Consider the following 26,062-nt stretch of genomic DNA (forward strand, 5'->3'; position numbering starts at 1 on the left):
GAAGGATGTACAAACGCCCCAACCAGGTTCTGAAGACCGCCATACTTTTGGTTTTGTGGCCAGCAGTGGCGATTGCCCAGGAACCCACTCCCGCAGAGAACCGACAGGCTACCTCTTCTGATGAATGCCCCCTGATTCAGGATGGCGTTCAGCGTTTGGCCTGTTATGACTCTTTTAACGACCCAAAGGCAGCCCGTACGCAGGCAAGTGAGCAGGCTGTTGAAAAAGCCGAGCAGGCAGCCGACACACTGGCCCCGAACAGGGAAAGTCAGGAACGATTAGCTGAGGTCATTGACGAGGATGATCCCGACAGCGGGGTGATGACCAATATAGTGGATCAGTCTCTAACCGCTGAGAGGGCTTTGTTTTCGTTCTCCGGCAGCTTCATCAGTCATCGCCCCACGTACATCATGCCGATCACCTGGGTCGATAATCCCAACCCGACACCAACAAGCCCCAGGCTGGGTACAACTGGTTATGATTACGGGCTTGAGAACGAGGAAGCCAAGTATCAGATCAGTTTCAAGGTACCAATGCTGACAGGCTGGCTGGATAAGCGCACCACATTATGGTTCGGGTATACCCAGCGCTCTTTCTGGCAGGTCTACAATCAGGATGAGTCTGCACCTTTTCGTGAGACCAACTACGAGCCTGAGATTTTTCTTCGGCACCAGACCAACTGGAATATGGGCGGGGTGACGCTTAGCGGTTTGACGATTGGCCTCAACCATCAGTCCAACGGCCAGTCGGAGCCCCGGTCGCGGAGCTGGAACCGGATTGTGGCGGGTGCTGCCGTTACTTACGATCGCTGGCTGTTTGCGGTAAAACCCTGGTACCGGATTCCGGAGAGCAGCAGCGAGAATGATAACGCAGACATTGAGAAGTATCTGGGCTACGCGACCTACAATATGGTTTACAAGCTTGCGGAGGATCGGACGTTTTCGCTGCAACTGATGAACAATTTGCGTTCAGATAACCATACGTCGGTGGAGTTTGGTTACAGCTTCCCATTGGGGGATACGATTAAGGGGTTTTTCCAGTATTACAATGGCTATGGAGAGAGCCTGATTGACTACAACCACCGGATTGAGCGGTTTGGGCTTGGGATTATGCTGAACGATTGGCTATGATTTTTCTTTAGTTTTGGAGTTCGCCGGGGTGCCGGCACCCCGACCCCAACTCAGGAATAGCTTTCCACTACCCCCCTCGCCTTTATTTATTCAACCGCTCCATTTCTGCAAGCAGCTCTTCAGTTTTAGCCTTCATCAGCGGTATGTCAGCACGGGATTCCACGTTCAAGCGAACGACGGGCTCGGTGTTGGACATGCGCAGGTTGAAGCGCCAGTTGTCGAACTCAACGCTCAGGCCGTCTACGTAGCTAACGCTTTTTGCGTCGGCGCCGTATTTTTCTTCAATCGCAGCGATTACCTTGGGCGGGTTATCGATGGTGCGGTTGATTTCGCCGCTGGCCGGGTAGGCTTCGATTCGGGCGTCAATGAGGGATGAGAACGGCTTGCCGGACTGGCACAGGCGCTCGGCTAGCAGTAGCCAGGGGATCATGCCGCTGTCGCAGTAGGCGAAGTCTCGGAAGTAGTGGTGGGCGCTCATTTCCCCGCCGTATACGGCATCTTCGTCGCGCATGCGCTGTTTGATGAAGGCGTGGCCGGTTTTGCTTTCAATGGCTTCGCCGCCGGCGGCTTCTACCAGGTCCTGGGTGTTCCAGATCAACCTCGGGTCGTGGATGACTTTGCCGGGGCCGGTTTTGCGCAGGAACTGATCTGCCAGCAGGCCGACTATGTAATAGCCCTCAATAAAACGGCCGTTTTCGTCGAAGAAGAAGCAGCGGTCGAAATCGCCGTCCCAGGCGATACCCATGGCGGCACCATGCTCGATGACTGCGTCGGCTGTAGCCGCGCGGTTTTCTTCGAGGATGGGGTTTGGAACGCCGTTAGGGAAGTTGCCGTCTGGCTGGTGGTGCACCTTGATGAATTCGAAGGGCAAGTGCTTTTCGAGTTGGTCGATCACCAACCCAGCACCACCGTTGCCGGCGTTGACGACAATTTTCATGGGTTTCAGAGCTGCGGCATCCACATATCCCAAAAGATGATCTATGTAGGCACTGGTGACTTCCAGTGGCTCATATCGCCCTTGCACCGGTGCATCCCCGAAGGGTTCGAGCACCCTGTCGCGAATGTCGTTCAGGCCATTATCAGAACTGATAGGGCGGGATCCCGGCCCAACCATTTTCATTCCGTTGTGATTTTTGGGGTTGTGGCTGGCGGTAACCATAATGCCACCGTCCATTCCATAATGGTTGGTAGCAAAGTACACGTGCTCCGTGCCGCACAAGCCGATATCAAATACGTCCGCACCTGCCGCCATCAGGCCCGAGCTCAAGGCTTCGGTGATTTCGTGGCTTGAGAGGCGAATGTCGTATCCAACAATGACCTTCCTGGCGCCGGTGACTTCCACGTAGGCTCGCCCTATGCGCTCTGCCAGAGCAGGATTCAATTGCTCTGGCACACTGCCGCGCAGGTCATAGGCTTTAAAACAGGACAAATCCATTGTCTGATTTACTCCGAAGCAGAAGACTGAAGTTGAATATAGTTTTGAATGCCCATCTGGTTGATCATCTCAAGCTGGGTTTCCAGCCAGTCAATGTGCTCTTCTTCGCTATCGAGGATACTGCGGAACAACTGACGACTGGTGTAATCCTGAACTTCTTCGCAGTAAGCAATGGCTTCTTTCAGATCAACATGGGCGATGTGTTCGATTTTGAGGTCACAGGCAATCATCTCCTCAACGTTCTCGCCGATCATGAGCTTGTTCAGATCTTGCAGGTTGGGCAGGCCTTCCAGGAACAGGATGCGCTCAATCAACTGATCAGCGTGTTTCATCTCATCGATGGACTCTTCGTATTCCTTGGCAGCGAGCTTGGTAATGCCCCAATCCTTGTACATGCGCGAGTGCAGGAAATACTGGTTGATGGCCGTCAGTTCGTTGGCAAGAACTTTATTCAAATACTGGATGACTTTTTTGTCGCCTTTCATTGCAGCACTCCTTGATCTCAGCCGGCTACTTCGCCTTTCACTGTCGAAAGGTCTGCCTGGCTGGTTGATTCGGGTTCGGTGAGCTCTCAACGCTCTGTTTGAATAACTCTCTCGTCACCCGACAAGGATAGCGCGTTAGGGCGCATTACAAAATTGCGGAAAGGAAATAAACGCTCAAGGTGTCAGGCGGGGCTTGCCAACATGTTCGCAAGAGCCAGGTAATCCGGTGAGCGGCTTTCGCGCAGTATGCCCCGCGCCATGCTGGCGCAGCGCCCGCACTGGGTGCCTACGCCCAGCTCTTTACCAAGCTGGCGCATGGAGGAAACACCATTTTCTGCGGCTGCGCGGATGTCTCTGTCTGTCACTCCGTGGCATAGGCATACGTACATAATGCAATCTCACCATCAACACTAAAGTTAATGACAATTATTATCATTAGCATCAAAGATTGCAAGCTTGTTGTGTTAATTTTGTGCAACAGGATGTTTCAGGCTTCGACCTCCCGGGTAAGGTTTCGATAACCTGATTCGGTCACCACCACGTTGTCTTCTATGCGTATGCCACCACAGCCCTGCAATTCATCAAGCAGGGAGCGGTTAATGTGATGCCCCAGTGGCCCAGAAAGTATCGGCGCCAGCAAGGAGGGAATGAAGTACAGACCAGGTTCAATGGTTACTACCATGCCCGCCTCCAACGTGCGCGTCAGGCGCAAAAAAGGCGCATCGTCAGGCGGCGCTACCGGCTTACCAGCAACATCGTGCACCTGTACGCCCAGGAAATGACCAATTCCGTGGGGGAAAAAGGCTCGGGTTATGCCTTCTGAAACCTGTTCCTCATCGCTCAAACCCTCCACCAGCCCGGCGGCACTCAATAGTGCAGCAATGCCGAAGTGGGTTTTCCGGTGTATGTCCAGGTAATCAACACCCGGAGCTACCATCTTGCAAAGCCGGAACTGCAATTGCTCAAGCCCATGCACAAGTGCCGCAAATCGCCCTTCCCCCACACCTGCAGTGGTGCGCGTTATATCAGAACAATAGCCCCGATAACGCACGCCCGCATCAATCAGCAGGCTACGGGATTTAGCCGGTGCTGCCGTGTCGTAATACTGGTAGTGCAGGATGCCCGCATGCCCGTTCACACCAATAATGCTGTTATAGGGCGCATCTACCTCGCGCTGTTGAGTCGCACGCTGATAGGCCAGGTTGATTTCAAATTCACTAGCTCCCGCCAGAAAGGCATCGCGGGCTGCATGGTGACCTGCGATTGCCAGTTTATTGGCCTGGGCAAGACAGGCTATCTCGTAGGCAGTTTTGTGCACCCGGGTTTCGTCTAGCGCATTGCACAGCGCGCCCGGGTTTTCGTCTCCGGGCAAGCCCGCAAGCAAAGCGGGATCACCAATAACTGCTAGCTGGCTTATTCCTTCCAGCTCAGGCGCCGACGGGCTTTCACTGAAGCGTAGATCGAACTTTTCCAGCCACGGCTCCTGCGAGACTTCCAGGCTGGCATGCCAGAAATCAACGGGTTGATGTAATGAAAGCTGTGGTTTCTTGCCTTTGCGAATCAGCAGCCAGGCGTGCTCAAAGCCAGCAAGCCCTGTCCAGTGCAGGAAAGGTCCATAGCCCTGAAAGTGCCAGGACTGATCATCGCCATAACACATGGGCGCTGCACCAGAGCTAATTAGCAGGCCGTCGTATCCGTGATCCTCCAGAACCTGTTCGTAGCGGCTCTGCAAAATGCCCACGTGATCAATCTGAAGAGAGAGCAAGTCGGTATCAGGCATGTTGGTCTTCCAGTGTTTTCCAGAGGGTTAATAGGTCTTCTGAACGGGGCTCCCGCAATCGAATCAAGCGGATTTCCAGCGGCACATCCCAGCGTTCATCGCCAGCTCGGGTCAGGCTACCGAACTGCTCGCTCTTTTCCGTCATCCGGCCGGGCAGCCAGCCCATTCCATAGCCCTGTTTCACCAGTGCCTTGATACTTGCCGACTGAGTGTTTTCATTGAGCGGTAAAAGATTTACAGACTCCTTGCTACGGGACAGGTGCGCCTCAATAGCAGACTGCAAAAAGCCCCGGGAGTGATAGGCAATCAGCGGCACCGATTGGCCTGCTGCTCCCGGTAATGGGAATCGGGGCTCACCGTTATCCGCCACAACGCTCATGGGCACCAGCCGCTCACTCGCGATCGTGATGGTCTCGTAGTCACCGCGACTCAGGCGGCCGCACCATGGCAAATCCTGATGCCAGTAACACAGCACCAAATCGCATTCGCCGTTATCCAGGGCATCCAGAAACTGCTCCCCTATCCAGCTGGTCGCTTTCAGGTTGAGTTGCAGCCGTTCTGCAACGCCAGCTTCACTGGCCCAGCCCTGGTAAAAATGAGAAAACAGTCCCTGGGTTGAGCCAACACTGATACGGGCAGATACCTCTGCTTCCATACTGGCAATCTGAGCCCGCACGTCCCGAACATCCCGGGTCACCCGCTGGCACAGCTCGAAAAACCGTTCTCCGGCGGGGGTAAGCGACAAGGGGAGAGTTTGCCGGTTAATCAGCGTGGCCCCCATAGATTCTTCAAGCAGCTTTATGCGGCGACTGAAGGTGGGCTGGCTTACATGCTGCAGTTCAGCCGCGCGGGAAAAATGGCGGGTACGGGCCAGTGCCATAAAGTCTTCCAGCCAACGTATTTCCATGAGCTCCCCAGCGAATGACAGGTAGATGTGCGGTAGATGGATTTTAATAAGGCTATGTCGCTCGGCGCATCATAGCCTATTGCTACCGCACTCTTAAAACCTGCTCGCTTACAGTCGCCCTTCCTCTACCGCATGGCATGCCACCTGGGTACCACTGTCTGTAGCAATCAGTTGGGGGATTTGCTGGCGGCAACGGTCATTGGCATATGGGCATCGGCCATGGAACACACAACCAGATGGCAAGTTCACTGGCGTTGGTACTTCACCCTGCAGGCGAATGTAGTTAGGCCGGTCGTCTTCCAGCTTGGGTATAGCCGAAAGCAGCGCCTGGGTATAAGGGTGGCGCGGCTCGGCAAACAGGGTTTTGGTGTCCGCCAGTTCACACACCCGCCCTAAATACATCACCGCCACCCGGGTACCAAAGTGTTCTACCACAGCCAGATCGTGGGTAATGAACAGATACGTCAGATTGCGGGTTTCCTGCGCCTCCATCAGCAGGTTCAACACCTGAGCCTGAATGGATACGTCCAACGCCGAAATAGGCTCATCCGCCACAATAAACTCGGGGTCTACCGCCAGAGCGCGGGCAATAGCTATACGCTGGCGCTGGCCACCGGAGAACTCGTGGCCAAACCGGCTACCCCAATCCGGGTCGATACCCACAGACTCCATAACCTCGTGCACTTTGCTGCGCACCTCATCGCGGGACAGTTCGGGACGATGGAACTGAATCGGCTCCTCCAGCGTTTGCTGAATAGTCATACGCGGATTCAGGGAGGCATAGGGGTTCTGGAAGATCATCTGCATTTTACGGCGGTACGGCAGTACGTCCCGACCTTTCAGGTTGTCAATGCGCTTACCATCGTAATGCACTTCACCCGCGCTGGGTGATAACAGCCCCATCACAGTGCGGGCAACCGTAGACTTGCCGCAACCAGACTCGCCCACAACGCACAGTGCCTCGCCCCGCTGTACCTGCAGATCAACACCGTTAATGGCATGAACGGCTTCTTGTTTGCGCTGGAACCGGCCGCCTTTAAAGGTAATCTGCTCAAGCAGGCTACCAGACAAATCAAACCGCTTTTCCAGCCCACGAATCTCTACCAACGGGGAGGTCATGATCCGGCCTCCTGCATGCGTTTCTCCTGCTCAATCAGGTTGCTGACCTCGTAACACGCTACATCCACATTCCCGGAGCGCACATAGTCCGGCATGGCTTGGCGGCACTGATCGGTAGCAAAGTCACAGCGTGGATGGAAAGGACAGCCAGTGGGTACATTTTTCAGAGATGGCATGGAGCCGGGAATCTGGAACAAGCGTGCGCCGGGTTCACCCATCTGTGGCAAGGCATTGATCAGCCCTTGGGTATAGGGGTGCTGAGCATCGTTGATGATTTCCCGGGTGGGGCCTTGCTCGATAATGCGGCCGGAATACATCACCAGCATGCGCTGGGTGACCTGAGAGACAACGCCCAAATCGTGGGTAATCAGCATCAGCGCCACATTTTCCTGTTCACACAAATCCAGCAGCAGCGCCATGATTTCCGCCTGAATGGTCACATCCAGTGCGGTAGTGGGCTCATCAGCCACGATAATTTCCGGGTCGAGCAGCAAGGCGATGGCAATGATCACACGCTGGCGCATACCGCCCGATAACTCGTGAGGGTACTGGTCGAGACGCTTTTCCGGCGAGGGGATCTGCACCTTGCGCAGCTTATCCAGTGCTATATCCCGCGCTGCCTTGGTGCTGATTCGGCGATGCGCCTTGATAGCTTCAACCATCTGGGTGCCAATGGTCAGCACCGGGTTGAGCGTCATCATGGGGTCCTGGAAGATCATGGCAATGCGATTGCCACGGATCTTGCGCAGCTCGCGCTCGCTCATGGCCGCCAAGTCCTTGCCTTCCAGCAAAATCTGCCCGCCAGCAATATAACCGGGGCGGGCAATCAGATTGAGGATCGAGAAGGCTGCAACCGATTTACCGGCACCAGACTCCCCTACCAATCCTAGCCGCTCGCCTTTATCGAGGCTGAAACTGATTCCCCGCAGGGCCGTGAGATCGCCGCCACGAACGGCAAAGCGAACATCCAGATTCTTTACTTCCAACAGTGGTGTGTCGTTTTTCATATCTAGCCCTTGTACAGCCGTGGGTTCATAACATCCCGCAACCAGTCACCCAAGAGGTTGATGACCAGCACGAGCACGACCAGCACCAGGCCGGGAATCAGAGTTATCCACCAGGAACCGCTTTGAATGTAATCAAAGCCGGATTTGATCAGAGAACCCAACGACGGCTGGGTTTCAGGCATACCCAAACCCAGGAACGACAAAGCCGCTTCAGAAATAATCGCGTTAGCAATCTGCACCGTTGCGATAACAAAAATTGGCGACAGCGTGTTGGGCAGAATATGACGGAACATGATGCGGTTGGTGCGAAAGCCCATCACCTTGGCCGCATCCACGTACTCTTTCTTTTTCTCCGCCAGCACAGACGCCCGAACGGTTCGGGCAATTTGCGGCCATTCAGCTACACCGATAATAAAAATCAGCATGTAAATGGCGATTTCACCAAACATCAGGTTGCCGAAACTGGCCTTGAACACCGCGCCCACAATGATGGCAACCATCAGGGTGGAGAAGGAAAGCTGAACATCTGCAATCCGCATCAGGATAGAGTCGACTTTGCCGCCCATATAGCCCGCCAGCAGGCCGAACAATATACCCAGCACCGCCTGCAGCACCACCGCGCCAAAGCCGATCAACAAGGACACCCGTGTACCGTAAAGAATGGTAGAGAGCATATCCCTGCCCTGGGCATCAGTACCCAGAGGGAAGGCCGGATCAGCCCCGGACATACCCACCGGCGGCAGTTCCGAGTTCATGATATCGATCTGCGCCAGGTCGTAAGGATTCGTTGGCGCGAACAGAGGCGCGAACACAGCTGCAAACACCATCAGAAGCAGCACGATAAAGCTGGCAATCGCCACCTTGTCGCGCTTGAAGCTGTACCAGAGGAAGGATTCGCGAAAGCGATTCCAGCGGGATAGGGTCGCCGTTGTCATGCTTTCTTACCTGTCAGTTTCACCGTGGGGTTCACCAGCCCGTAAACCAGATCCACCAGTGTGTTAGTGATAACGAAAATCAGCCCTACTACCATCAGGTAGGCAACAATTAGCGGAATATCGCTGCGGGTAATGGCCTCCAGGAACATCAAACCGACCCCAGGCCACTGGAATACTGTTTCCGTAAGAATTGTGTAAGCCACCATCACGCCCACTTGCACACCGCCTACGGTGATAACCGGCAGCATGGTGTTCTTGAGTGCATGGAGGAAGTTAATGCGGGCAGAACTCAGGCCTTTGGCCCGAGCATAGCGAATGTAATCGCTTTGCAGCACCTCCATCATCTCCGCCCGAATCAGACGGATAAACAGCGGTAGCATGATGGACGCCAGAGACACGCAGGGCAGCACCAGGTGCATCAACCCAAGCTCTGAGAAAAAGCCTGAATTCCAGGTTCCAAAAAGATGCGTCAGATCATCGCCACGGCCGTAAGATGGCATACCGCCGTCGGTACTCAGGGCACCGTTCAGCCACTGGCCCCAACCGGTGTCTGCGGGGAACCACTCAACGGTAATGCCAATGGAATATATCTGGATAAGAACAATGGCGGTAAGAAACACGGGAATGGAAATTCCAACCGTGCTCACGCCCATGAAAAACTTGGCCAACCAGGCCTGCGGCCGGATGGCGGCATAAACGCCGATGGGTACCGATAACAGCATAATGATCAGGCTGGCACCAATCACCAACTCCAGAGTTGCCGGCAGGTGCTCGGCTATTACTGTGAGGGTTGGTTTGCCGTAAAAATAAGAATTGCCCAGATCCCCCTGTATGGCTTTACCTGCAAAACGCAGGTACTGAACCACCATGGAATCATTCAGCCCCAGCTCCTCGCGCAGGGCTTCCCGTTCCTCCATGGAGACCGACATACCAACCATTTCCTGAAGCGGGTCACCAAGACCATCCTGGATGGCAAAGGCGATCACGCTGATCACGAACATGACCAGAACGGCCTGGGATATGCGCTGTACCAAAAACGCTAACATGCAGGAATTACCACTGATGAGTATTTAAAAAGCCTCTCTCCCTTTACCTGAAGGAAGGCGGGAGAGAGGGGGCAGTTTGCCCCGTTACTCGACGACCAGATCACCCAGATAAGGGAAGTTCATCACGTTCAGAATCGGTTCAATCTTCACGTTCTTCTTGCTGGCCCAGGCCAGATCCTGCCAGTGCAGCGGAATAAACGCAGCATCGTCGTAAAGGCGCTGCTCAACATCCTGCAGCATGGCTGTGCGCTTGGCAATGTCGGTTTCAACATTGGCTTTTGCAACCAGCGCATCGATTTCCGGGTTGCAGTAGTTACCCGCGTTGTATTGCCCGGCACCACTGCCAGCTTCCGGACAGAAGGTCAGAAACTCATAGAAGTTGGCCGAATCTTCTGTATCCGCATGCCAGCCAATCAGCATCATGTCGCCAGCACGATTATCGTACTCGGGCCAGTACTGGGCCTTGGGCAGAGTTTTCAGATCCACCTTGATGTTGATGCGGGCCAGCATGGCAGCCGCTGCCTGAGCGATTTTGTCATCGTTCACGTAGCGGTTGTTCGGCGCCATCATGGTGATGGTGAAGCCGTCCTCGTAACCCGCTTCTTTCATCAACTGCTGAGCCTTTTTCACGTCAAAACGGGGTTTCAGGGATTCGTTATAGCCCTGATACCCAGCCGGCGACAGCTGAGCCGCAGGTGTGGCAAAGCCTTTCATGATCTTGGCTGCAATGCCTTCCTGGTTAATGGCGTAAGCAATAGCCTGACGAACTTTCGGGTTCTTGAAGGCTTCTACACGATCCTGGTTCATGTGGAACAGGATAATGCGGGTGCCGCTCATGGTGACCAGATCCGAGTTTTTGTCACGCTTGATGCGATCAAGATCGGTAGGTGGCACCGGCGCGATGAAGTCGACACCGCCAGACAGCAGTGCGGATACCCGGGTGTTGTTCTCTTTGATCGGAGTCAGAACGATCTTCTTCACGTTGCCCGGAGATTCTTCATCCCAGTAGTTCGCAAAGCGCTCAAACTCCATGCGCACGCCCTGCTGGCGCGACTTGACCACATAAGGGCCTGTGCCAGAGAGGTTGTCGGAAGCATAGGAGTTACCGTGTTTCAGGATGGCATCTTTCTTTTTGCCATCAGCGGTCTCACCGGAATAGAACTTGCTATCCAGCGGGAAAATGTAGGTGGCGGTATTGAGCAGCAGCGGGAAAGGCTCGCTGGTGACCAGCTCAAAGGTGTAGTCATCAATGATATTGATGCCACTGAAGGGCTTGAAGATGGCTTTGAAGTCCTGGCTTTCTTTCAGCCGGTCGTAAGTGAACTTCACATCTTTGGTGGTGAGTTCATTGCCGGAATGGAACTTAACGCCTTCACGGAGTTTGAATCGCATGGTTTTGTCATCCACGCGCTCCCAACTCTCAGCAAGACGGGGTTCAAAATCGAGCTCTTTGGTCCAGCGCACCAGCGGATCAAAAGACATGTGGGACAACTGCAGGATGCCACCGGAGAGCTGCTCGTGAATATCGAGAGTGACCGGATCGGCGTCGTACGCCATTTTAAGTTCTTTCGTTGCCTCAGCAGACAGAGCAACAGGCGCAGTTGCCAGCGCCATGGTACCAATAAATGCTGCAAGTAATTTTTTCATTGCGTTTTCCGTCGTTGTTTTACGAGTTTTTACGGCACACCGAACCTCGGGCGCACCGGACGCCTGTAATAGAAACTAGTCCCGGAAACTACTTACGGCAATCGAAATTGCAACTTACCGCTATGCACGAACTGAATGACGGCGTATTCAGGAAGCCATTTGAGCGCTCAAATGCGGAACACCAGGGGCAAAATAAGTGCAGTGAACACGCCCGTAAGGCCCATACCAAGAGAGGAGAAAGCTCCGGCGGTGTGGCTGATTTCAAACGCCCTGGCGGTGCCTATCGCGTGGCCATTGAGCCCCAGAGCAAAACCGAGAATGCGTTCATCCTCAACCGGCAGCCACCTCGCCAACAGATCGACAAACAAGGTGGCAACCACGCCGGTGATTAGCAATCCGCCCATCATCAGCGGTACAGAACCGCCCAACTGCTCGGTAATACCTATGGCAATCGGGGCGGTGACAGACTTGGGAGCAAGCGATGCCAACACCTCTGGCGTAGCGCCCATTGCCCAGGCAATTACCACCGCATACACCGCCGCCATTGTGGCCGCCAGCGGCAGCGTGACCACAATCGGAAGCCACATGGCCCGGATATGATGGATCTGCTGGTACAGGGGAATCCCCAGGGCCACAGTTGCTGGCCCAAGCAACAGGGTAATCCAGTGCGCTCCTTCCTGATAACGAACATAGTCTATGGATAAAATCGCAATCACCGCCGATAACATAACGGCAGAAAGCAACACCGGCGGCATCCATAACGGCTTGCCAAGGCGTGCAAAGAGCCAGTTGCCGGCAAAAAATGCCACCAGGGTAAGCCCGACCGCAAACATTGGGCTGCTGGACAACACATCGGGAATAGCCAGAAAGCGGCTGGCAAACTCAGTCATTTGACCGCCTCCGCAGCGACTGGCGCAACACGGTTTTCATGACCAGAAGCGTAGTAAGAACACTCAGGAAGGTTCCCAGCAGCAATGCGACAGAAACGGCCAGCCACTGCCCGGAAAACTGCGAGGCCAGAAAGAACACCCCAACCACCCCCGGCATAATCAGTAACACCAACACTGAGATCAACGCCTGACTGGCTGACGCCAAGTCGTCACTCACCCTGCCCCGCAGCATCAATGACAACGTCATAAGAATCATGCCCAGAACGCCACCGCTGACCGGTAATAGAAACAGCGCTCGCAAGGCCTCACCAAACAGAAAAAATACAACCAGAATCAGAAAACCGCGCAACATCGACATGCCGTCATGCTCACCGCCCAAGGAATTGCATTACACTAACGTAAACCAACACCTTGATACCAATGCAGGACCGCCATGGCGCTCAAAGCAACCATTTTAAAAGCCACGCTCAATATTGCCGACATGGACAGGCACTATTATGCGGACCATCAACTCACCATAGCGCAGCACCCGTCGGAGAATGACGAGCGCATGATGATTCGCCTGCTGGCCTTTGCCCTGAACGCCAACGACAATCTGGAGTTTACCAAAGGCCTCAGCACAGACGACGAACCGGAGCTGTGGCAAAAAAGCCTGAGCGATGAGATTGAACTGTGGATTGAACTGGGCCTGCCCGACGAAAGCCGCCTGCGCAAAGCCTGCAACCGCGCGCGGCAGGTTATCCTTTACGCTTACGGCGGCCGCGCCGTGCCCCTTTGGCTGGAAAAGCACCACTCCAAGCTGAGTCGCTTCAAAAACCTCACGATTATCGAACTGCCCAGTGAATCCACGGATTCGCTCGCCAAACTGGCGGAACGAAACATGAATTATCAGGTAACGATTCAGGATGGCGAGGTGTCGTTCAGTAATGAGGACGCACTGGCAAACATTACCCCGGCCCCGCTATTCCCGTGACGAAAAGCAACCCCGGCAATCGCACCAAGGGCTGGACAGCGTAGGCCTGCACACGTAAGATTGCGCTCTCGAAATTGACGCACAGCCGTCGCATTCGAATGCGCCCGTAGCTCAGCTGGATAGAGTACTGCCCTCCGAAGGCAGGGGTCACAGGTTCAAATCCTGTCGGGCGCGCCATATTTTTCAAGGCCTTACGTGAAAGCGTGGGGCCTTTTTATTTGGCTGTGCCCAAATGGTGCCCGTGGTGTGCCTAAGATTTCAAGCCACCTTTTCTTACCACTAAAATTATGACCCCTGCCCTGACTCCAGAAACTGCCTTTTGGGCACAGAAAGGGGACCTTGGAGAGTTGTAGCTCTCACCGCAAAGTGCGCGGTAAACGCCATTTACTGAAGCCAGTTCAACATCAATTACAAAATACTTTTAGCTCTCCCAATACCCCATCTTAGGATTGAAAATCGCCGTGAACCCATAGCCCTAGCATACCTACCGTCTGATGCCATGGTCCAAATCACAGGCAAAGTGTTTCTCTGTAGATAAATCCTGGCAGGTTTTCAGACTCCACTCCACAGGTACTCAACGAAACCTACGATTACTCGAATCGCTTTTCGATCTTCAACTGTTTATGGGCGATCTAGTGCGACTTTTCTGGACACCACTACATATCTATTCTGGAAGCCCCTCGTAATAAGGACTACCTTAACTGTAGAAGGTGTCGAGTATTCGCGGGTAACTCGAATACCGAACGCCGACCTGATAATTCCCAGCTGGCCCCAAAATCGCGTTTGAGCCAGCACATAAGAAAACGGCCTTTGAGACCGAGAATGTGAAGGCTAACTATATGAATGAGTACGGCAAGGTCGGCGCGGTTTTAGCCTTTTTCCTCCTTATAGCAGCGGTCTTCGCATCTTTACTAAGCTCGAACATCGCTGTCGTGACACATGCTGTGGCTGTTGTTGTTCTCTCGTCAGGGTATTCCCAGAGCACGGCTGCTCTCCAAAAGACCTCTGTTGATCGTATTTACTATTCTGTAGGCGCTCTTGCTGTGGCCCTAGTGTTCATATATGAGACCCCAGATCGTCAGCAGCTGGATCTCTTGAGTGACATTCGTCAAACGAGAATCGTAATTGCCGGTAATGAAGCAAAACACTCTATTTTAGAAGAACGAATCAATCGCCATGAACGACTTCAAGAGGCGGTCAGAACCAACGAAGCCGCCGTACTTGCAGCCGTTCAAAAAGGCGCTGTTGGCGCTCAGGCGAATGCTGAAGAAATTCAGGAGGTACACTGCGATATCGCGAGTCAAATACTGTTTTCACCGATAGGTTTGGAGGCTCCGACAGGTTTGGATAAAGGGAAGGATTCTTTAATGCTCAATCGACATCCCGATGTTTTTGCAGCCAATGAATGCAAACGCTTTGAGGGCTATGCCCAGCACCCGGCATGGGATCGATTATTAGTTGTTGAGTCGTTAAATGACTTTAAAAATGCGAAAGAACACCTGAACATACCCATCGCTGTCTCATTCGTTCTGGGCATTAATCGGTACACAATCGATGAACTCTATGAGGTGCTTATCGACTCCGGCTCGAATGAGAGGTTACGTAGTGAAAGGAACCAGATACTTGAGATCCAAAATCAGCTACGGGATCAGTTGGAGGAACTGGAAAATGAACTCAAGTCTTTGAAGGATTCCACCAGATTTACATGGGTGGATCAGCTAGTTGGCAATATCGTTAAATTGGGATGGCCGTTCTTATTGATCTCTCTACTTGGACTCAAGCTTACACGTAGCGAATAATTAACATTCGAAGGTCAATAAATATGTAAATAAGGGCGAGACTTATAACCACCAAGTCTTACAGTCGTAACTGGCGTCTTCATTGATGAACACTTCAGGCGCCGCCGGAGCACCGGTCTCTAGTAGCATTACTTGCAAAATAAAAAATAGCTTTTATTCTTTAAGGAGATGTGCCATCGATATTGAGAGTAGGGAGTTGTTCTCAATCGCACATCAATTACTCTTGGACGAAGGGGGCTTAAAATGTCTTATTTTCGCTCATTTATGTTCGCCTGCATGCTGGGCGGAACACTCCTAACCTCTACAACCACCTCTGCCGCTCTCGACTCACTTGCCGCCGCGACAACGGCTAAGCAAATGATCAGCATCATTGATTCTCGAATTCGAGAATTAATGGACAAGGCCATATCAGATGCAGACTATCTGCTTGCAGGCGCCTTATCAGACCTCAAATCCGTATTGAATGCCTGGGAGGAGACGAATAAAGCAATACTCAATGATGCCGCCGACAAAATCGACAAAGCTACACGCGATGTATTGTTCGGTATCAATGACTCGATTGATCGCTCTATAAAAGGTGTCACTCCTCCATTGGAAACGGCCAATCAAATCGCGGATCAAGCCAATCAGATCGTGGAAAGTCTTCCAACGAACCATCGTAGCTACGTAGTTCGCTACATCCCAAGGGTGTTGCCGCCCGCAGCGCAGGATTCATTTCAGGTTCGTATCAGAGGTGTCAACCTTCACCGCGCCGACCCAAAATTGATAGTTGCAGATGAATCGGTTAGAAGATCTCAATCTTCGGCACTTGAAGCAGAATTCACTGTATCTATGGAGAAATTTGAGCCCGATCAACACCGCATGAAGATTGAAACACTGAATCTGACCTACCTCTCAGATCCGGATGGGTTCTTCAAAAGAATGTTTGGTGGCAAAGAAACGGTTCATCGCCAGATCAATATTGTCCACCTACCTGTTGAAGTAGCCCAATTCCACCTAGTGGCCCACCGGCAGTATGAGCATCGCGAAACCGATTCATACAGAAATTCTATGGGGCAATTTGAGGGACGAAAGCAACGGGTCTATAAAGTCGCAAAGCCGCCCCAAGACTGGAAGTGGGACTTGACCAAGCCGCCCGAAGCGTTCAAAACCGTGCAAGGGCAAGGCGTAGCGGGACGGTGTGAGGGCGTCGAGTGGAACAATTCCACTGAGGAGGGACTTCGGTATCGAGCTCGGGTCGAAGAAAGAGGCAGCGTGCTGGACAGGAGGCCAGGCTATGTAAACTGCACCATTGAGGGCCCCGTTTACCGTACGGTTCCGGTAAAGGAGGCATACCCTGTCAAAGCAGATTCAGCAGAGTACCACGTTCTCACTTGGACAAAAGATGTCCAGATTGACCTTCCACCGCATACAAAAGAGGTTAGTCTGACATTTGGAGTCTTCGATCAAAGAACCCGGGTCATCAATAACTCGGGGTCGGACAAGTTCTTTACGGTTCAGCGATCTCCAGATTCAGTCCTAGTGGCACCCATAATTCCGAAGGATCTAATGCTGTAGAATGGCGTGCAAAGTTGCTTACGGAAAAACTTTGCACTTCCCCCCTGCGTTCAGCGTGAAACCTCTGAGTCTCAAGCAGAGGCCATTTCAAATGGCCTCTTTTCAAAACTACTCTAACGGACAGGCTGCCAGCTATTTTCGACTTCCCTTCTCACAATTAAATGATCTTCCAAGCCTTGATTCATATGGCCAATTAGTCGTTGAAGACCTAGCTTCATGTAGCCCACCGATGCGTACCATCGATAGAAACAATATAAGTATTTTTTTTGCCACAACGAGACTCAAACTCTCTCAACTATAGTCCGACTATGTGGCATTCGTAAGCAGCGTCAATTATTTTTCTGTTAGGCATACACTTTCGAACAAAATTAAGCCTCTGATATCACTGGCCCGAACACGGGGATACTAACTAATATAGGGGGTTCCGTGGCAAAATCCATTCAGGTAGCTGGCAAGAGAATTGGTGAATACAGGTACCTACACACCTCGGCCCTTCACGAGCTTGGTGGTGAAATCGTCGAAGCCGTATACAACGCCGCCAAAGCAACTGGACTCCAATCCGAAACTGATTTCAATGTCGTCAAGCTCAGAAAAAGCGTCTCCGAAATTACTCTCCTAAACTATCCAACTTTCTTTGACGAAGCATTCCCTGTTCTTGAACAATCATGGAAAGTCGACATATCTACATCTTTATATCGTTACCGAGCTTATTCGGAGTCGAGTAACCCACCGATTCTGCATCGCAAAGAACTACTCCTGGCGCCTGACCACCCTGACTTTCAGCGTTTTTCGGATTTAACCAAAGAAGCTGAGCATATCGGCTTATTCGACGACACTAGCAGAATTGGTTTTCTCCGAGAGTGGGAGCGCTTACTCCAGCTTAAAGGCTATGAAGTCAACGATCACTCGTTTCTCCCCATTGCCAATGACATGTCAGAACTCTCAGGCAACATTGAAGAAAGCCAGGAAATCCATAGGCACCTGACTGCGCTAACTCGAACCCAGCTTTCTGCTCCCATGCAGAGCCTGGCGAGATACGGATACCTTGATCAATCCAAATCGGTATTTGATTATGGCTGCGGAAAAGGCAGCGATGTTGAACTTCTTAGGGATAGCGGCTTGGATGCCTCAGGCTGGGATCCATACTACTCTCCCGATGCAATAAAGAAGTATTCGGACATCGTCAATCTCGGGTTCGTCATCAACGTAATTGAAGACCTGGCAGAGCGTAAACTTGCCCTTGCCTCTGCGTATAAACTCGCTGGTGATTGCCTCGTTGTGTCTGCGATGCTAGAAAACGCGAATGCTCGCGGCGGCACTCCTTTCAAAGATGGCGTACGGACATCCAGAAACACCTTTCAAAAGTACTTCTCGCAGGCTGAGCTTGGCGCCTTTATTGAATCAGTTCTTGGAGTCGAACCGGTTCCAGTCGCTCCAGGTATTTTTTATGCTTTTAAAACAGATGGGGCTAAAGCTGCTTTTTTGACCCGAAAGGGCTCTCAACGAAGGAGGCCGTCGGACTTCACTTCTCGAAGATTGCCAGCATTTCGAACCAAACCAAAATCCCATGTCTCTCCAAGCTTCAGAAAATACCAAAACAACACAGCAATTCTGGAAGAGTTATGGACTACATGGGTAAACCTAGGGCGAGCACCGAAATCGAACGAAATCGAAAAGCTTGAAGACATTCGAAGACTTCTTGGCTCCTACCCAAATGCCTTGAAGGTCCTTAGGACGGTCAAAGGTGATGAAGGTGTTGCCATTTTGGAGAAAGCACATTTCACCCGCTACGACGACCTAACTGTTCAATTCGCCGAGTATAAATTCTACCGCACCCCTCCGCCCCGCCCCATGCCGGAGCAGTTTAAAGAAGATGTACGGCATTTTTTTGGCAATCTTGCCAATGCCCAATCAGCTGGCGAAAACAGCCTGCTCCAGGTTTTAGACAAACAAAAGGTGTTATCAGCTTGTGCCGAAGCAGCGGAAAAAGGACTGGGCTGGCTTGATGGTTGTAGTGGTCAACTAATCCCGGACAGTATTTTAAGTTTTTCTGCCGCGACCACAGGTGGCATGCCGTCATTGAATGTATGGGGGCGCTGCCGGTTGTAGTAGTCCATCAGATAATCACCAATGTCTTTCCTGGCGTCGGGAATTGATCGATATCCGAGTGAAGGAATCCATTCGCTCTTCAGGCTGCGGAAGACCCGTTCCATCGGGGAATTATCCCAGCAATTTCCCCGGCGACTCATGCTTTGCTCCATGCGGTATCGCCAGAGCCTTTGAGGGAATAATCGACTGGCATACTGACTGCCTTGGTCGGAATGAAACAGAACCCCAGTCGGTTTTCCTCGCTGCTCATACGCATGATCCAATGCCTTCACCACCAACTCGGCATCAGGCCGGTCTGATAGCGCCCAGCCAACGACTCGGCGGGCGTAAAGATCCAGAACAACCGCAAGATAGCTCCAGCGCTGACCCGCCCACACATAGGTGATGTCACCGCACCACGCCTGGTCTGGCTGGCTGACGCTGAACTCACGATTCAGCCGGTTTGGAATGTCTGACCTTTCCACAGTGGCCTGTTTGTATGCGTGTGGGCCAGGTTGTTTGCAGATCAGTCCCAGCTCACTCATCAGGCGGCGAACCTTGAAGCGTCCGATCACAACCCCTTCTTCATTAAGCATGGTGGTGATCATACGGCTTCCCGCTGAGCTTCGGCTCTTACGAAAGATCCGGTTCACATCGGCTCGCAGAACCACTCGCTTAGCATCCACCACGGACCGCTTGCGGCGATAGTTGTAATAGCTGGACCTTGATACTTCAAACGCTTTACAGACCATCTCAATCGGCTCCTGCTCACTCAACTGGTCTATCAGCGCGTACGATTCATCTCGTCCGACATCAAGAGAGCCCTGCCTGAATCAGTACACCGCCAGTGTCGCCTGCGTTGCTCAAGGTTACGTTGCTGGCTGGCCGTTGCACTGTGATGGTCGTTACTTTGGCACCGCTTGTTTCGTAAAGTGCCGTCTGGCCTTCTGCAATGCTGATGGCGGCCTCGTTTGTGATCACCTGCGGCGTCGTTGCGCCTTTTTCGCTACCGCCCCCACCACCGCAGGCGGCCAGTGTTGTTGCGATTGCCATTGTGATGCATATCTTTGTTTTGCTGTGCTGGTTGCCCATGACCTTCCTTTCCATATTTTCTATATAACTATAGGAATTCAGCCAAATGTTTTATAAACGCTTGGCCTTGTTTTTCTGCTCTTTAGGTTGGCGCTGCCAATTAAATCCTTGCGCCCTGAAACTCCAGCCTAAATGACGATCACACACTTTCATGTCAATTTATCTTACATGTTCATATTTATAATCGCACTTCCGCATACGGCCGAAAACGGCTCCTGGCACTCAGCAGCATGGAGTTCCGCTCTTTTTTCTGAAGTGACTTAGGAACGTCATTTCACTGTTAGAGCGCTTCCTGGTGCATTGTGCTCAGCGTGCTAACTGCCAATAATATACTTGTATGTTTTATGTATATTTATATGTGTATCGGTAACCATTGCGGGCGCACTCCATCTCAGCGAGTGAGATAAAAGACAAATATTGATTGCCGGGCTTCGTAGGCTCACAACATTAGCCACCCATAGAATCTGATCGCACCAAGCTGCCCACCGTATAGAAATACTCGTCCAATTACGGACACCCCATACCGGACAAATTTCACGGCGTTGCGGAACTAGTCAAAGCAGGATAAAGTGACAATTCGCTTGGAAGGCAGGTATCAAACTGTCCAGTTAGAACCATCATCAACCGGACAACACCGTGCCCTAAACTGGCGCTAATCGGTCAAATTGCTGATATATAGGTGTTTTTCATGCGAACAGCTATTTGGATAAGTGATTGATCTTGCGGATTCGGAACCGATTAAGAACAGTTTGAAACTCGGTGTCCCCACGCCCTCCGAAGGCAGGGGTCACAGGTTCAAATCCTGTCGGGCGCGCCATATTTTTCAAGGCCTTACGTGAGAGCGTGGGGCCTTTTTTTGTTTCCTTTTACTCTTCTGCTACCAATTCAAGAATCGATAAAATCGCAAAGCTACTCCACGTAAATCCCGCGCTTTGCCAGCCACTGCTTATCCAGCACCCATCTTACCGACCTAACACCCGGCTCCTTCATTACCAGTTCAGCGGCACGTGACTGCAGACGCGCCAGCTCTACTTGCGCCGCCTGCATTTCGTCAGACACGGGATCTTTTTGCTGCAGTTCCGGAAACATCACGCGCAATGACTGAATGACCGACAGCTGGGCCGAGCGCGGACTGCTCATGCGTGCCACGCCGTTCTCCAGCGTGAGCACACGAAATGGAAAGGGGTAGGCGGCCAGCTCTGAATCCGCTTCCAGCGCAGAATTTATTTCACGGGCGCGGAAGTCCAGGCTGCCTAGCCATAAAACAAAACCGACCAGCACCAAGCCGGCCAGCACATACAGATACTTCCGGGTGAAGCTGTCGAGCCCGGTGGTTTTCTCTGTGTTTGTCATTGTGCTCTCCCTGATAAGCCAATTGGCGGCGCTTGTAAGATAACGTCACCTATCAGGATACCGCCGGTTGCAACCGGGCGTATGGATGCGGGTCAAACGCCGGGCGTGAAGTTGCCGCATGAGCCAACGGAGTATGCCTTTAGGAAGTACGCGAGCACCTCTTTTGAATTCCTGGCTCTGGTTGGCTCGAAAAATTTCTTCTTAAAGCCACGAATTGCCAGGCCGGGAGGAGCTTCCAGATCCGACAAAAACACCACACCCAAGCTAGAGATAACACCATTTATCTCGCAAAAATTCGCGCTTCGAAAGCATGGGGGGTTTGACCTGATAGCTCAGCTGAAGCGCAGAGCGGCACCTTACGCCAGAAGCTAAAGGCTTAAGTAGTTTGATGGAAGGAGTTTTGCGACGAATATCGGCCAGCTCGCTACCCGGGTAATAAACAGCTGATCAGCCTCGTCTGCGCCCATCACCGTTTTTTTATGGATTCACCCATTCATGGATGGGAATGGACGGCAAGTACAAACCTGTTAAGGCATTGCTGTTCTGCAAAGCATTTTTGTCGGGCTCATTGGAAATGAGCAGATGCACTAGCTTTGACAAAAATACCTGAGCGAAGCTCACGCCCCCACACCATACACATTGGACGCCTGGATCTCGGCAATCAACCACTCTTTAAACGCTTTCATAGCCGCCGTTAAAGGGCGATGCTTCTGATGAACAAGGTAGAAGGCCTTCCGGGTGTCGAGTGGGATATTAAAGGGCACCACCAAACTCCCGGAACTGATCTCTCTTGAGGTCAATGTGAGATCAGCAAGTGCAACGCCAAGATTTTCTTGCGCTGCGGCAGTGGTCAGTTGGCTGCTCGACAATTGAAGGCTGTCTTTTGGCGTAATGTATTCCGAACTGGCCACCTGAAACCAGTTCTCCCACTCCCACATGCGGGTGCTGACATAAATCAATGTGTGATGTCGCAAATCGGCCGGATCCAGCAAAGGGTGTTTTCCTTCCAGGAGTTTGGGGCTACACACAGGTACAAGCATTACTTTTTGCAGGAAGTAGACCTCAATGTCGTCCCACTCACCATTGCCGTAGTAGACCGCCATATCAGTACTCGACTGATTGAAATCGAGCAATCCAACCGAGGCACTTATCCGTAACTCAATATCCGGAAACATCTCTCTGAAACGAGACATACGGGGCATAAGCCAGCGCGTCAGGAAGTTGGGCGCGACGCTGATCTGGACCACATTCGTTTCCTTGCTGGCCGTGAGCCTGTGAGTCGCCACTTCAATTTCGTTCAGCGCATGCTTCACAGACACCAGGTACTGCTTGCCAGAAGGCGTTAGCTCAACAAGTATGTGGTGAAAACTCAGGAGACCATCCTTATGAACACTCAAGCATCACACATTCCCAGCATTACAGAAATCAGTCAGGCTGTAGAACTGGCCAAAAAAGAGCGCAGCGAATACATGGCAGAGCTAATTAGCGCGCTGCCTGCAAAGCTGAGTGCAATCTTTCGCTCTTCAGCGCAATCTGCAACGGGCAAGGTTTCTCCCAGCCATTAATAACGGCAATCTCGGAAACTGAGCTCGTCCAGCAACTGAATAAAAGTAAATTTCATGTTGCGAGGATAGCTGTTTAAGCTCGCCCTTCGAGGGCAGCACGCATTTTCAAAGTGACCAGCACCGTGTTCAGGTGTGGCACTGCAATACCATGGCGCTTGGCTATGGCCACCACACTGCCAAGCACAGCGTCCCGTTCGATCGGGCGACCGTTCAGGTAGTCCAGCGCCATACTGTTCTTGTACGCGGGCATCTTACGGGTACTCGCGATATTCTTGTCGATCAACGACTCGTCCATGGGGTAGCCGTCGGCCGCCGCTACCTCCATCACCTCGCGCATCATTGCCCGCATTAGCTCTTCGCCTCCATCTGTGTCCACCAGGGTTCGCGTGTCCGCACCATTGGCGATGACCGACAGGGGGTTAAACGGAGTATTCCAGAGACATTTCCGCCAACGCTCGCCCACTACGCGTTCAGTCAGTTCAACATTGATCCCGCCATCCCGAAACAATGCAGCAAGTATCTGGCAGCCCCCATCAATGCCTTGCGGGTAACGCCCAAACACCAGCTTTCCAAAGGCCTTGTGCTCGACTATTCCGGAATCCACCCGGCTTACCGCCGCAAACGCCAGACAACTTATGAGCGGGTTATACGGGTAGGCATCCACCAACTCTTGTTCAATATCCAGCCCGTTTTCAATCAGTACCAAGCGAGTATTCTCACCCATCCAGGGAGCAATCATGGCTGCCCTGTCTACGCCGGGAAGCACTTTCACACAGAGAATCAGGAAGTCGGGATAGGTTTCTGGCATGTCGCCAGACCGATAGACATGATCAGGCGCGAAGGACAAGTCACCGAGCGGGCTTTCGATTCGAATGCCATGCTCTTTGATCGCTTCATAATCTGAACGCACCACAACGCTCACAGCGCATCCGGCTTTCTTGAGAATGGCACCGTAGAAGCTACCAATCGCTCCGGCGCCAACAATCAGCATGCTTGGCTTTTTACTCATGTTTACCTACCCTCTTCTACATCAACCGAATGGCTGTTTGCACCAAGCCCGTAAAGATAGTTCATTACGCACTGCCCCACCAACCGGCGTTTTATATGCTTAACCAACGTGCACTTGCCTACCTGAACGAGGTCATTCGCCGCGGCTCCTTAAGGCGCGCAGCCGCCCATCTGAATGTCGACGCCTCCGCTGTTAGCCGCCAGATAAAAGCTCTGGAAGAAGAGCTGGACACGCGCCTGTGTGAACGGCATGGGCGTGGTATGCGGGCAACTGCTGCAGGGCAGCTACTTGTTCACCACTTTCATTCCCAGAGAGCTTCCGAAGAGGCTGTACTTTCCCAACTGATGGCTCTGCAAAACCTGGCCAAAGGCGAAGTTCGAATAGCCGTGGGGGAAGGCTTTGTCGCAGATTTGATTGCCGCCCCGCTAGGCACTTTTATGTCGGAGTTCTCGGGGATCAATGTTGAAATCCGCATGGCCGGCGTTAACGAAGCCATGTCGCTTCTCAAAGATCGTGAGGTCGACATAGCACTACTCTATGCGCCACCGGCAGATCCGCAGTTTTTCTGCCATGTGGAAACCCGCCAGCCACTCGATCTGATTGTGCCTCCAGACCACCCGCTAACGGAGCTGAACCGCCCCGTAACACTCAACGATCTGAAAGGGTGGCCACTGGCACTTATGGACAACCCCTTTGGTATGCGGCAGATGGTGAATATGGCAGCTCACCAGGAACATGTGCACCTTGAGGCCCGCCTTCATACAAATTCCGTCTCTGTTTTGAAGAATTTTGTCCGTTCAGGGATCGGCGTTACGTTTATGCCAGAACTCACCGTCATGGATGAAATAATGCGAGGAGAAATCATTCCGCTACCCATGCAATACCCGATTATGAACGATACTCGCGCCCAGATTGTCAGCCTCAGAAGCCAGGAGTTAACGATTGCGGCAGCCGCGTGTATCGACCATTTGCAAAAAGGAATGCGTTTTTTCTCCGCTGACGCCCCTCGACTGTTGCAATAAAGTCCACACTTTAGGTATTGCATAGTCAACACTTCAACACATAGCCTACTAACTGGCATCCTTGAAGCACCTGTGGGTTCGTGTTTGGTGCCCCGCAACTAATGACAATAAAACAGGAAATTAAATATGATGACTAAACTCTTTTCACCCAAGCGCCTGATCTCAGCTTGCCTGCTTGGCTCTGCCTTGATGGCTGGCAACGCCCTCGCAGCAACCACAATTAACCTGAGCTACAACGGCGCACCAGATCTGGAAAAGAACGCTGTTCACGTTTTTGCCACGAACCTGAAAGAGCTGGTCGAAGAAAAAACCAATGACCAGCTAAAGCTGACGCTGTACCCCAACAGCATGCTGGGCGAAGAGCAGGAGCGCATGGAGCAAACCATGAGCACGCCGTCGCTCAACATCGCATCCTTTGCGGGTGTCTCGCCTCTGGTAGATGAGATTTTTGTCAGCGCCATCCCGTTCCTGTTCGAAGATTTTGCTGCCGCACGTACATTCTTTGATGAAGGCAAATATTGGCAGGAAGTAAGCGCTGCCCTGAAAGAGCGTGCTGGCATCGATATGCTGGCTGTTGTTGAAGAAGGCGGTTTTCTGGCCTTCACCAACAACAAAAGGCCCATCAGCCGTCCTGCTGACTTTGAAGGTTTGCGCTTCCGCGCCATGGACCCAAGCCAGGTAGCACTTTATGAAGCATTTGGTGCGTCCGGCACGCCTATCCCCTGGACAGAAACCTATATGGCTCTGCGTACCAGAGTAGCTGACGGCCAAATGAACCCGCCCATGTACATCGCCCTGGGCAGTCTTCATGAAGTTCAGAAGTACCTGACCCTTGCGAATATTCAGTACTCCGATCAGTTCCTTGTGGGCAACAGCAAGATGATCGAAGGCTGGGATGAGGATATTCGCAGCGCCTTTATGGAAGCCGTCGCCGAGGCCAACCGCAACGCCAGGGAGCTCAATGAAGCACAAGTTGAAAAGCGCATCACCTTCCTGGAAGAGCAAGGCATGGAAGTTATTCGTCCTTCTGAAAAAGACCTGGCCGAGTTCCAGAACATTGGCCAGCCCGCCTACCTGAAATGGCTCAAAGAGCGCGGTATTGAGCAGCGCTGGATTGACATGGCTCTGGAAGATGCGGGCATGAAACGCTAAACCACGCCTTTTCTTTACCACGACAGAGGGCTGGTTTCGCCAGCCCTTTATCTTTCTGCGCATACTGGAAC

At 52.4% G+C, this 26,062-nt stretch carries 24 protein-coding genes, 1 tRNA gene and 1 pseudogene; 9 read left to right on the forward strand and 17 right to left on the reverse strand.

The genetic code is table 11. The features are described 5' to 3' along the window. Positions 1-5 precede the first annotated feature (5 nt). Positions 6-1,130, forward strand: a complete 1,125-nt coding sequence (locus tag RKA07_RS00840) for a phospholipase A (RefSeq protein ID WP_200371634.1) — start codon at positions 6-8, stop codon at positions 1,128-1,130. Between the two features lie 82 nt (positions 1,131-1,212). Here RKA07_RS00840 and RKA07_RS00845 read toward each other — a convergent pair whose 3' ends face one another. The 12 genes from RKA07_RS00845 to RKA07_RS00900 all read right to left on the reverse strand — a co-directional run bounded on the left by RKA07_RS00845 (position 1,213) and on the right by RKA07_RS00900 (position 12,739). After that, a complete protein-coding gene (locus RKA07_RS00845) occupies positions 1,213-2,565 on the reverse strand; it encodes a phosphohexomutase domain-containing protein (RefSeq protein ID WP_200203201.1) in 1,353 nt (450 codons plus the stop codon). 8 nt (positions 2,566-2,573) lie between these two features. Beyond that, a complete protein-coding gene (gene bfr / locus RKA07_RS00850; RefSeq protein ID WP_200203199.1) occupies positions 2,574-3,050 on the reverse strand; it encodes a bacterioferritin in 477 nt (158 codons plus the stop codon). Between the two features lie 182 nt (positions 3,051-3,232). Next, positions 3,233-3,439, reverse strand: coding sequence for a bacterioferritin-associated ferredoxin (locus RKA07_RS00855; protein ID WP_200203197.1), 207 nt, complete (start codon positions 3,437-3,439; stop codon positions 3,233-3,235). A gap of 98 nt (positions 3,440-3,537) precedes the next feature. After that, positions 3,538-4,830 (reverse strand): Xaa-Pro dipeptidase, encoded by a 1,293-nt coding sequence (gene pepQ / locus RKA07_RS00860; protein ID WP_310965310.1) that lies wholly within the window; start codon positions 4,828-4,830, stop codon positions 3,538-3,540. Further along, complete coding sequence (locus RKA07_RS00865; protein WP_200203192.1) at positions 4,823-5,737, reverse strand: LysR family transcriptional regulator; 915 nt, start codon at positions 5,735-5,737, stop codon at positions 4,823-4,825. The genes pepQ and RKA07_RS00865 overlap by 8 nt, the downstream gene beginning before the upstream one ends. Before the next feature lie 108 nt (positions 5,738-5,845). Beyond that, positions 5,846-6,856: an ABC transporter ATP-binding protein gene (locus tag RKA07_RS00870; protein WP_200371629.1), complete on the reverse strand. Its 1,011-nt coding sequence runs from the start codon at positions 6,854-6,856 to the stop codon at positions 5,846-5,848. Further along, positions 6,853-7,863: an ABC transporter ATP-binding protein gene (locus RKA07_RS00875; RefSeq protein WP_200371625.1), complete on the reverse strand. Its 1,011-nt coding sequence runs from the start codon at positions 7,861-7,863 to the stop codon at positions 6,853-6,855. The genes RKA07_RS00870 and RKA07_RS00875 overlap by 4 nt, the downstream gene beginning before the upstream one ends. 2 nt (positions 7,864-7,865) lie before the next feature. Further along, complete coding sequence (locus tag RKA07_RS00880; RefSeq protein WP_298453087.1) at positions 7,866-8,798, reverse strand: ABC transporter permease; 933 nt, start codon at positions 8,796-8,798, stop codon at positions 7,866-7,868. Then, positions 8,795-9,844 (reverse strand): ABC transporter permease, encoded by a 1,050-nt coding sequence (locus RKA07_RS00885; RefSeq protein WP_200371623.1) that lies wholly within the window; start codon positions 9,842-9,844, stop codon positions 8,795-8,797. The genes RKA07_RS00880 and RKA07_RS00885 overlap by 4 nt, the downstream gene beginning before the upstream one ends. 84 nt (positions 9,845-9,928) lie before the next feature. After that, positions 9,929-11,491 carry an ABC transporter substrate-binding protein gene (locus RKA07_RS00890; RefSeq protein ID WP_310965311.1) on the reverse strand — a complete coding sequence of 521 codons (1,563 nt, stop codon included), beginning with the start codon at positions 11,489-11,491 and terminating at the stop codon, positions 9,929-9,931. 167 nt (positions 11,492-11,658) lie between these two features. Then, complete coding sequence (locus RKA07_RS00895) at positions 11,659-12,381, reverse strand: LrgB family protein (protein ID WP_310965312.1); 723 nt, start codon at positions 12,379-12,381, stop codon at positions 11,659-11,661. Next, entirely contained in the window at positions 12,374-12,739 is a 366-nt protein-coding gene (locus RKA07_RS00900; RefSeq protein ID WP_310965313.1) for a CidA/LrgA family protein, read from the reverse strand. The genes RKA07_RS00895 and RKA07_RS00900 overlap by 8 nt, the downstream gene beginning before the upstream one ends. 75 nt (positions 12,740-12,814) lie before the next feature. On the opposite strand from RKA07_RS00900, the gene RKA07_RS00905 reads away from it, so the two are divergent. From RKA07_RS00905 to RKA07_RS00925, 5 genes are all read left to right on the forward strand, one after another. Beyond that, entirely contained in the window at positions 12,815-13,354 is a 540-nt protein-coding gene (locus RKA07_RS00905; protein WP_310965314.1) for a YaeQ family protein, read from the forward strand. A gap of 100 nt (positions 13,355-13,454) precedes the next feature. After that, positions 13,455-13,531 (forward strand) — tRNA-Arg (locus tag RKA07_RS00910). A 662-nt stretch (positions 13,532-14,193) separates the two neighbouring features. Then, positions 14,194-15,153: a hypothetical protein gene (locus RKA07_RS00915; protein ID WP_200371913.1), complete on the forward strand. Its 960-nt coding sequence runs from the start codon at positions 14,194-14,196 to the stop codon at positions 15,151-15,153. A gap of 243 nt (positions 15,154-15,396) precedes the next feature. Beyond that, on the forward strand, positions 15,397-16,710 hold the full coding sequence (locus RKA07_RS00920; protein ID WP_310965315.1) for a hypothetical protein: 1,314 nt from the start codon (positions 15,397-15,399) through the stop codon (positions 16,708-16,710). A gap of 426 nt (positions 16,711-17,136) precedes the next feature. Then, a complete protein-coding gene (locus tag RKA07_RS00925) occupies positions 17,137-18,819 on the forward strand; it encodes a DNA phosphorothioation-associated putative methyltransferase (RefSeq protein ID WP_310965316.1) in 1,683 nt (560 codons plus the stop codon). Here the strand turns inward: RKA07_RS00925 and RKA07_RS00930 are convergent. From RKA07_RS00930 to RKA07_RS00945, 4 genes and pseudogenes are all read right to left on the reverse strand, one after another. After that, positions 18,729-19,619, reverse strand: a pseudogene (locus RKA07_RS00930) (IS3 family transposase); the annotation flags it as partial. The gene RKA07_RS00925 and the pseudogene RKA07_RS00930 sit on opposite strands and share 91 nt — an antisense overlap. Then, entirely contained in the window at positions 19,612-19,851 is a 240-nt protein-coding gene (locus RKA07_RS00935) for a hypothetical protein (protein ID WP_200370364.1), read from the reverse strand. The gene RKA07_RS00935 and the pseudogene RKA07_RS00930, both read right to left, overlap by 8 nt. A gap of 948 nt (positions 19,852-20,799) precedes the next feature. Next, positions 20,800-21,243, reverse strand: a complete 444-nt coding sequence (locus tag RKA07_RS00940) for a hypothetical protein (RefSeq protein WP_200370366.1) — start codon at positions 21,241-21,243, stop codon at positions 20,800-20,802. A 617-nt stretch (positions 21,244-21,860) separates the two neighbouring features. Then, entirely contained in the window at positions 21,861-22,640 is a 780-nt protein-coding gene (locus RKA07_RS00945; protein ID WP_200370368.1) for a LysR substrate-binding domain-containing protein, read from the reverse strand. Here RKA07_RS00945 and RKA07_RS00950 point away from each other — a divergent pair. Next, positions 22,629-22,808 carry an RSP_7527 family protein gene (locus RKA07_RS00950; RefSeq protein ID WP_200201321.1) on the forward strand — a complete coding sequence of 60 codons (180 nt, stop codon included), beginning with the start codon at positions 22,629-22,631 and terminating at the stop codon, positions 22,806-22,808. The two genes, RKA07_RS00945 and RKA07_RS00950, sit on opposite strands and share 12 nt — an antisense overlap. A gap of 73 nt (positions 22,809-22,881) precedes the next feature. Here RKA07_RS00950 and RKA07_RS00955 read toward each other — a convergent pair whose 3' ends face one another. Next, the gene (locus RKA07_RS00955) at positions 22,882-23,817 is read right to left on the reverse strand and encodes a ketopantoate reductase family protein (protein WP_200370369.1); all 936 of its coding nucleotides are present in this window, start codon (positions 23,815-23,817) and stop codon (positions 22,882-22,884) included. Between the two features lie 95 nt (positions 23,818-23,912). Between RKA07_RS00955 and RKA07_RS00960 the strand changes: the two genes are divergently transcribed. Both RKA07_RS00960 and dctP read left to right on the forward strand, forming a co-directional pair. Next, on the forward strand, positions 23,913-24,839 hold the full coding sequence (locus RKA07_RS00960) for a LysR family transcriptional regulator (protein ID WP_200201323.1): 927 nt from the start codon (positions 23,913-23,915) through the stop codon (positions 24,837-24,839). Positions 24,840-24,965: 126 nt separating this feature from the next. Next, complete coding sequence (gene dctP, locus RKA07_RS00965) at positions 24,966-25,991, forward strand: TRAP transporter substrate-binding protein DctP (protein ID WP_200201324.1); 1,026 nt, start codon at positions 24,966-24,968, stop codon at positions 25,989-25,991. Positions 25,992-26,062 lie beyond the last annotated feature (71 nt).

This window comes from Marinobacter xiaoshiensis (genome assembly GCF_031631795.1).
GTDB lineage: Bacteria > Pseudomonadota > Gammaproteobacteria > Pseudomonadales > Oleiphilaceae > Marinobacter > Marinobacter xiaoshiensis.

Coding starts and splice junctions, on each gene's coding strand:
- RKA07_RS00840 (WP_200371634.1), top strand. CDS start 6: ATGTACAAACGCCCCAACCAGGTTCTGAAGACCGCCATACTTTTGGTT.
- RKA07_RS00845 (WP_200203201.1), bottom strand. CDS start 2,565: ATGGATTTGTCCTGTTTTAAAGCCTATGACCTGCGCGGCAGTGTGCCA.
- bfr (WP_200203199.1), bottom strand. CDS start 3,050: ATGAAAGGCGACAAAAAAGTCATCCAGTATTTGAATAAAGTTCTTGCC.
- RKA07_RS00855 (WP_200203197.1), bottom strand. CDS start 3,439: ATGTACGTATGCCTATGCCACGGAGTGACAGACAGAGACATCCGCGCA.
- pepQ (WP_310965310.1), bottom strand. CDS start 4,830: ATGCCTGATACCGACTTGCTCTCTCTTCAGATTGATCACGTGGGCATT.
- RKA07_RS00865 (WP_200203192.1), bottom strand. CDS start 5,737: ATGGAAATACGTTGGCTGGAAGACTTTATGGCACTGGCCCGTACCCGC.
- RKA07_RS00870 (WP_200371629.1), bottom strand. CDS start 6,856: ATGACCTCCCCGTTGGTAGAGATTCGTGGGCTGGAAAAGCGGTTTGAT.
- RKA07_RS00875 (WP_200371625.1), bottom strand. CDS start 7,863: ATGAAAAACGACACACCACTGTTGGAAGTAAAGAATCTGGATGTTCGC.
- RKA07_RS00880 (WP_298453087.1), bottom strand. CDS start 8,798: ATGACAACGGCGACCCTATCCCGCTGGAATCGCTTTCGCGAATCCTTC.
- RKA07_RS00885 (WP_200371623.1), bottom strand. CDS start 9,844: ATGTTAGCGTTTTTGGTACAGCGCATATCCCAGGCCGTTCTGGTCATG.
- RKA07_RS00890 (WP_310965311.1), bottom strand. CDS start 11,491: ATGAAAAAATTACTTGCAGCATTTATTGGTACCATGGCGCTGGCAACT.
- RKA07_RS00895 (WP_310965312.1), bottom strand. CDS start 12,381: ATGACTGAGTTTGCCAGCCGCTTTCTGGCTATTCCCGATGTGTTGTCC.
- RKA07_RS00900 (WP_310965313.1), bottom strand. CDS start 12,739: ATGTCGATGTTGCGCGGTTTTCTGATTCTGGTTGTATTTTTTCTGTTT.
- RKA07_RS00905 (WP_310965314.1), top strand. CDS start 12,815: ATGGCGCTCAAAGCAACCATTTTAAAAGCCACGCTCAATATTGCCGAC.
- RKA07_RS00915 (WP_200371913.1), top strand. CDS start 14,194: ATGAATGAGTACGGCAAGGTCGGCGCGGTTTTAGCCTTTTTCCTCCTT.
- RKA07_RS00920 (WP_310965315.1), top strand. CDS start 15,397: ATGTCTTATTTTCGCTCATTTATGTTCGCCTGCATGCTGGGCGGAACA.
- RKA07_RS00935 (WP_200370364.1), bottom strand. CDS start 19,851: ATGGCAATCGCAACAACACTGGCCGCCTGCGGTGGTGGGGGCGGTAGC.
- RKA07_RS00940 (WP_200370366.1), bottom strand. CDS start 21,243: ATGACAAACACAGAGAAAACCACCGGGCTCGACAGCTTCACCCGGAAG.
- RKA07_RS00950 (WP_200201321.1), top strand. CDS start 22,629: ATGAACACTCAAGCATCACACATTCCCAGCATTACAGAAATCAGTCAG.
- RKA07_RS00955 (WP_200370369.1), bottom strand. CDS start 23,817: ATGAGTAAAAAGCCAAGCATGCTGATTGTTGGCGCCGGAGCGATTGGT.
- RKA07_RS00960 (WP_200201323.1), top strand. CDS start 23,913: ATGCTTAACCAACGTGCACTTGCCTACCTGAACGAGGTCATTCGCCGC.
- dctP (WP_200201324.1), top strand. CDS start 24,966: ATGATGACTAAACTCTTTTCACCCAAGCGCCTGATCTCAGCTTGCCTG.